The sequence below is a fragment of the Amycolatopsis sp. NPDC057786 genome, from assembly GCF_042797905.1.
In the GTDB taxonomy this organism is placed as follows: Bacteria; Actinomycetota; Actinomycetes; order Mycobacteriales; family Pseudonocardiaceae; genus Amycolatopsis.
Window position 1 is genome coordinate 1 of the sequence record NZ_JBHVKW010000188.1, and the last position, 6123, is coordinate 6123.

The window sequence follows — 6123 nt, forward strand, 5'->3', positions numbered from 1 at the left end:
CCTTTGAGACGTTCATCGTCTCAAAGGGGCCCTTCACGACACCCCACACACGACCGCGACCACTTCCGGCGCCGTCAGCCTGGCAGCACCGACCGCACGGCCTCCGGGGTCCGCCCCACCACGGTCGTGCCGTCGTCGGCGGTGATGATCGGCCGCTGGATCAGCTTCGGGTGGCTGGCCAGCGCCTCGATCCACCGATCGCGGTCGGCGGGCGTGCGGCCCCACGTCTTCAGCGCGAGTTCCTTCGCGATCGGCTCTGCGGTGCGGGTGATGTCCCACGGCTCCAACCCGAGCCGCTTGAGGACGGCCTTCAGTTCCTTCGCCGTCGGCGGCTCTTCGAGGTACTTCCGCACGGTGTACTCGGCTCCCGCCTCGTCCAGCATCGACACCGCGGACCGGCATTTGGAGCACGCCGGGTTCACCCAGATCTCCATCCGGGGCCACCTCCCTTCGAAAAGCGCTCACTCGGTGAGCACTTTGCTTCCGATGATGGTCACAGACGTTACGACGGAAGGAACCCGGCCATGGACGAGACCACCTTCACCGCCGCCTCATCCGCCGAGTGGCGCGCCTGGCTGGCCGAGCACGCCGGGACCGCGAAGGAGGTCTGGCTGGTCATCCGGCACAAGGACAGCGGCGTTCCCAGCGTCCGCATCGAAGAGGCGATGGAGCAGGCCCTGTGCTTCGGCTGGATCGACGGGCTGCACCGCAAGAACGACGCCACGAGCTCCCGGCTGCGGTTCACCCCGCGCAACCCCCGGAGTTCGTGGAGCCGGGTCAACCGTGAGCGGGCCGCCCGCCTGATCGCCGAGGGGCTGATGACCGAACGCGGGCAGGCGATGATCGATCTCGCCAAGGAGAAGGGCCGCTGGCAAATCGTGCCGGACGGCGACGGCGTTCCCGAGGACCTGCGTGCCCGGCTCGACGCCGACGAGGCCGCTCGCACTCATTTCGAGAAGTTCCCGCCGTCGTCGAAAAGGCTGATCCTGGAATGGATCCTGACGGCGAAGAAGCCGGAAACCCGGGAGCGGCGGATCGCGAGGACCGTCGAACTCGCGGCCGTGAACCTCCGCGCCAACCACCCGGTCCGGTGACTCAGTTCCGTTCGCGGCGGGCCACGAGGAGGGCGATGTCGTCCTGCGCCGGCGTGGTGCCGACGAGCGCGGCCATCACCCGCGCGCACACCACCGAAGGCGGGTCGGCAGTGACCACACCGGCGAGCCGTTGCAAGCCGACGTCGATCAACTGGTCCCGGCGCTCCACGAGACCGTCGGTGTAGAAGGCGAGCACGCCGCCGGGCGGCAGTTCGATCCCCGCTCTTCGTCGCCGCGGCCCGGTGACACCGATGGGCGGGTCGACCGGGGCCTCGACGAACACCGAAGGGCCGCCGGGCGCCGCGAGCACCGGAGGCAGATGCCCGGCCAGCGAGATCGTCACCCTGTCCCGCGAAGCCGACACCGACCCGTATACGACGGTGGCCAGCGCTCCCGGCTCGAAATGCTGGACCTTCCGGTCCAATTTGGACAGTACCTCCGCCGGGTCGTCCGATTCGAGTGCGTAAGCGCGAAGCGCGCTGCGCAGCCGCCCCATGATCACCGCGGCGTTGAGGCCGTGCCCGGCGACATCTCCCATCACGATGCCGAGGCTGCCGTCCGGCAACGGGAACAGGTCGTACCAGTCACCGCCGACGCCGGGCTCGGTCCCCGGCACGTACCGGGCGGCGAACTTCATCCCGGGAATGGCGGGCAGCCGCGCGGGCACCAGGCTCCGCTGGAGCGCCGCCGCGGCCGCGCGATCGCTGGCGGCGATGTCGATCTGCACCTCCAGCGCGAGCCGCGCGGCCACCAGTCGCAGCAGTTCGACGTCGGTCTCGGTGAACTCCCGCGCCGTCACCGACCCGACGTGCAGGACACCGACCAGCTCGTCTTCGACCAGCATCGGCACACCGAGCAGCGTGCGCAGTCCCCGTTCCCACAGGAGCGCGTTCACCACCGTGGTCTCGTCCACATGGTCGATGATCACCGGCCGCCGCTGCTCGGCCACCCGTCCCGCGAAACCGGCGCCCACCGGGATCCGGACGTCCTGGTAGACCTCCTCCTCGATCCCGGAGGCGGCGATGGCCTGCAACTGCTGCGCCGTCGAGTCGAGCCGGAGCACCGTGGCCGTTTCGACCCCGAGGACTTCGCGGACGCGCGCGAGGAGCGTGGCCATCACCTTGTCCTGACCGAGTTTCCCCAAGGACGTGTCGGTGATGGCCTCGAGCACCTGGAGCCGCTCGGCGGCGGTCGGGGTCTCGGACATGCGCAGAGCCTATCCAGTCCGCCCGGCCCGCACCGCCCAGCCCGCCGCCAGGCCGTCGAGGTCCTCGGCCAGTACGGCACTCGGCGGAACGGCGTCCCGCGGGACACGGCAGGCGAGCGCCGTGCCGAGACCGGCCATCCGGATGACGGTGTCGATCAGCGCCTCGGGTTCCTCCGGCCAGCCGAAACCCGGCTGGGTGATCAGCAGGCTCACGCAGCCGTGCATCGCCGACCAGAGGCCCATCGCGAGGACTTCCGGTTCACCGCGCAGGATCCCGGCCCGCACGCACGTGGCCGTCGCGTCGGCGAGATACCGGAAACAGGTGACCGCGCCGGGCGACGAGCCGGCGGAGGGACGCATCAGGAGCACCCGGTACTGCACGGGATGGTCGAGCGCGAATCGCGCGTACACCCGCGCGCACCGGCTGAGCGCGCGCATCGGATCGGCGACCTCGACGGCGTGTTCACGCATCCGGTGCGCGAGTTCGTCCCACACCCGCAGGCAGACCGCCTCCAGCAAGGCGTCGCGGCTCGGGAAATGCGCGTAGACCGACGGCGTGGAGACGCCGGTCCGGCGCGCGACGGCACGCAACGTCAGCGCCTCGTCGGTCCCCGCCTCGCCGAGCAGGGCGTCGGCGGCGCACAGGATCTCGCCCCGCAGCTTCTCCCCTTCACCCGGCCGCGCCTTCGTCCGCTTCGCGCCCATGCCGTGATGCTGCCAGCATTGACTTGACACCGTCAACTTGACGGTGTCAGCTCATGAGCCATGGCGCCTTTCCAGACCGCGACCGCCCTCGTCCGCAGGGGCGAGCACCCGGTGTTCGAGACCGAACTCGATCCACAGTGGACGATCGGGACGAAGCTGCACGGCGGTTATCTGCTCGCCGTGCTCGCCAGGGCCGCCGCCGAGGTCTCCTCGCATCCGCATCTGACCGCGATCAGCGGCTCGTTCTCGGTGGCCCCGGAGCCCGGTCCGGCCGTCGTAGAGGTCGAGGTGCTGCGCGAAGGCCGCGGCCTCACCCAGTTGCGCGCGCGGCTGAGCCAGCACGGCAAGCCCTGCACCGAAGCCCTGATCACGCAGGGCGTCCTGACCGACGGTGACGCGTGGTGGTCCGGAGTGGACCCGGTCGCGATCCCGCCGGAGCAGGACTGCCTGCCCGTACCGGCCGACGGCGGCGGATTCCGCATCGGCCTGATGGACGTCGTCGAGCAGCGGATCGACCCGGCCTCGGCGGGATTCGCGGTGGGACAGCCGTCCCGGAAAGGTGTCATCTCGTCCTGGCTGCGGCTCACCGACGGGACCGACTGGGATCCGGTGAGCCTGCTCGTGGCGCTCGACCCGGTGCCGCCGATCTCCTACGACCTCGGCATCGCGGGCTGGGCGCCGACCGTCCAGTTCACCGCGTACCTGCGCGGGCTCCCGGCGCCGGGCCCGGTACGGGTGCGGATGCGCGCGGGCGAGATCGGCGGCGACCGGATGGACGAGGTCGCCGAACTCTGGGACGAAAAGAACAGGTTGATCGGGCAAGCGACGCAAATCGCCGCCGTACGCGTCCCCTGAACCACCCGAAAGCAGGACCATGACGCGGCGCCGGGAGTTAAGATCCGGCGTCGACGTCATTGTTCTGGGGGCAGGACCATGGAAGTGGAACCACGCCGCGCGGACGGCTCCGGCGGGGCCGAGATCACCCGGCTCTGCCGGACCTTGGTGCCACTGGCGGCCGCCGGCAAGTACGCCGAGGCCGCGTCGACGTACCGATGGGTGACCAGGGCGTCCGCCGGGGATCCGCTCCGCTACGGCGATCACGCGCTGCGCCTGGAGTTCTGCGCCCTCACCGGCAACGAGCACACCGGTGTCGATCTTCTGTCGCTTTTGGACGGTGTGGGCGACCATGCGGACGCCGTCGACAGGCTGGAGTTCTTCACTTCGGCCGCGCTGCTCACCCGCCGGTTGACGGAAACCGGATACGGCGAGATCCCGTTCGTTCTCAACGGACCGTACGACGGCGTTCCCCTCGACAGGCTGCACCAGCGAATGCGGGCGGCGGCACTCGTCGAAGCCGAAGAACTCGACGAACGCGACCGCAACGGCTACTTCACCGCGTACGCCGAACGGAAAATGGCCGCGAACCCGGTCGCGGAATTCGTACCGCTCCTGCCTTCCGCGCTCCCCCGTGTCCCGATCGCGCCCCCGCCGGGATTGTCCGCGGAGGAACTCGTCATCCGCGCGGAGATCCACAATCACCGATGCGAGCCGGAGGAGGCGCGAGCCTGTCTCTCCGCGATCGAAACCGTCCCGGACGAGATCGTCCCGCGGCTGACCGAACTGCGCGCGATCTTCTTTCAGGGCGACGACACCGAGGAACGGCTGCGCGACGCCGCGGCCGGATTCCGGCGCCAGAACGACGAAATCCGGTTCCTGCTCAACCAATGCTGGCTCGGGCTCTGGCTCGTCTTCGACGATCAGGCCGAGACCGGGGTCGCGCTGACGACGGTGGCCGCGGCGCGGTTGCGCGCCGGGACGGACGATCGCGCCGCCTGCTGGGGCGAATACTGGCTGGCGCACGTGCTTTCCGGGCAGGGCCGCACTTCCGAGGCGTATGAGGCCTTGCGACGAGGAGCGGTGCGGGCTCGCGAAGCGGGCGATCCCTTGCTCCACGGCACCCTTCTGTGTTTGGAAGCGTCGCTGCGCAACGGTGACGGCGAGGATCCGGTGGCCACACTGGACCTCGCGCGGGCGGCGACGGACGCCTTCATCGTCGGAAACGTGGGCGAGAAGGCCGTCGAGGCCGTCGAACAGGTCCGGATCGCCTACGAGCGCACAGGCGCGCTCGACGAGTTGGACATCTTCGTCGAGCACATGCTGTCGACGCTGCCCGTGGGCGGACCGGAACGGTTGCGCGGACATCTCCGCCACCTCCGGGCGCTGTCGCTGATCGGCACCGGCCGGTTCGCCGAAGCCGTCGACGACGCCTACGCGTCCCTCGGTGTCGCCGCGTCGAAAGGCAAGGACACCGCGGAGCATTGGTACGTCCTGGTCACCGCGCTGCACGGCGCCGGCCGCTACGACGACGTGCTCGACGTCGCTCCGCGCACCATCGCCCTGCTCACCGCGTCACCGGACTGGGCTCACCGCTGCCGATGGATGTACGCCGACAGTTACCGCGCCCTCGGCGAATCCTCACGCGCTTTCGACGAATACGCCGTCCTCGCCGAGATACTCCAGGACTCGGGCGACACCGGGCATTCCTACATCTCGGTGAGCATGGCCGCCGCCGAGCAACTCGACCTGCTCGGCTACGGGGCGAACGCCGCCGACTTCTACGCGAAGGCCGCCGACGCGGCCTCGGCGATCGGCGGCGGCTACGTGGCCGCCACCTGCCGCAACGCCGCCACGCTTTCCCGGCTGCGGTCCGGCGACCTCGATGCGGCGCTGACCGCGCTCGACGCCGCGGAAACCGCCGTGCACGCCGTGGAAACCGAAACCGCGCCCGTGAGGGAGCATCTCGCCGCCCAGCTCGACCACGTCGCCGCCCACGTGCTCAGCGCCGCGGGCCGGGTACGGGAAGCCGCCCGCCGCGCGCTCCGTGCCGCCGAGACGTTCCACCGGATAGGCGAAGCCGAGTCCGCCCGGGACGTGGACCTGCTGCTCGAACAGATACTCCTCGGCGAACAGAAGTGACGGGAGCAGCCCCGCGGCGGCACCCGTATCCGGCCGGGGCTGAAGGGGCCTTTCCCCGCATGTGACGCGGTGAAGGGCGCTTTCCCCGCACGGCATGCGGGGAAAGCGCCCTTCAGCACCCTTGCCAACCCGCGCTCACCA

6 protein-coding genes are annotated in these 6123 nt (G+C 70.2%); 3 read left to right on the plus strand and 3 right to left on the minus strand.

The annotated features are described in order from the left end of the window. Positions 1 to 74 precede the first annotated feature (74 nt). Positions 75 to 434, minus strand: coding sequence for an arsenate reductase family protein (locus ACFVM3_RS41610; RefSeq protein ID WP_378445393.1), 360 nt, complete (start codon positions 432 to 434; stop codon positions 75 to 77). A gap of 90 nt (positions 435 to 524) precedes the next feature. Between ACFVM3_RS41610 and ACFVM3_RS41615 the strand changes: the two genes are divergently transcribed. After that, positions 525 to 1094, plus strand: coding sequence for a YdeI family protein (locus ACFVM3_RS41615; RefSeq protein ID WP_378445395.1), 570 nt, complete (start codon positions 525 to 527; stop codon positions 1092 to 1094). 1 nt (position 1095) lies between these two features. Here the strand turns inward: ACFVM3_RS41615 and ACFVM3_RS41620 are convergent, their stop codons facing one another. Together ACFVM3_RS41620 and ACFVM3_RS41625 are read right to left on the minus strand one after the other, a co-directional pair. Then, positions 1096 to 2301 carry a PP2C family protein-serine/threonine phosphatase gene (locus tag ACFVM3_RS41620; RefSeq protein WP_378445397.1) on the minus strand — a complete coding sequence of 402 codons (1206 nt, stop codon included), beginning with the start codon at positions 2299 to 2301 and terminating at the stop codon, positions 1096 to 1098. 9 nt (positions 2302 to 2310) lie between these two features. After that, entirely contained in the window at positions 2311 to 3006 is a 696-nt protein-coding gene (locus tag ACFVM3_RS41625; RefSeq protein ID WP_378445398.1) for a TetR/AcrR family transcriptional regulator, read from the minus strand. Positions 3007 to 3066: 60 nt separating this feature from the next. Here ACFVM3_RS41625 and ACFVM3_RS41630 point away from each other — a divergent pair, with 60 nt between their 5' ends. Next, positions 3067 to 3861 (plus strand): thioesterase family protein, encoded by a 795-nt coding sequence (locus tag ACFVM3_RS41630; protein WP_378445400.1) that lies wholly within the window; start codon positions 3067 to 3069, stop codon positions 3859 to 3861. 78 nt (positions 3862 to 3939) lie between these two features. Next, on the plus strand, positions 3940 to 5982 hold the full coding sequence (locus tag ACFVM3_RS41635; protein ID WP_378445402.1) for a hypothetical protein: 2043 nt from the start codon (positions 3940 to 3942) through the stop codon (positions 5980 to 5982). Positions 5983 to 6123 lie beyond the last annotated feature (141 nt).

Bases quoted from the DNA above. Each gene is read 5' to 3' on its own strand.
- ACFVM3_RS41610 (WP_378445393.1), bottom strand. From the start codon at position 434: ATGGAGATCTGGGTGAACCCGGCGTGCTCCAAATGCCGGTCCGCGGTG.
- ACFVM3_RS41615 (WP_378445395.1), top strand. From the start codon at position 525: ATGGACGAGACCACCTTCACCGCCGCCTCATCCGCCGAGTGGCGCGCC.
- ACFVM3_RS41620 (WP_378445397.1), bottom strand. From the start codon at position 2,301: ATGTCCGAGACCCCGACCGCCGCCGAGCGGCTCCAGGTGCTCGAGGCC.
- ACFVM3_RS41625 (WP_378445398.1), bottom strand. From the start codon at position 3,006: ATGGGCGCGAAGCGGACGAAGGCGCGGCCGGGTGAAGGGGAGAAGCTG.
- ACFVM3_RS41630 (WP_378445400.1), top strand. From the start codon at position 3,067: ATGGCGCCTTTCCAGACCGCGACCGCCCTCGTCCGCAGGGGCGAGCAC.
- ACFVM3_RS41635 (WP_378445402.1), top strand. From the start codon at position 3,940: ATGGAAGTGGAACCACGCCGCGCGGACGGCTCCGGCGGGGCCGAGATC.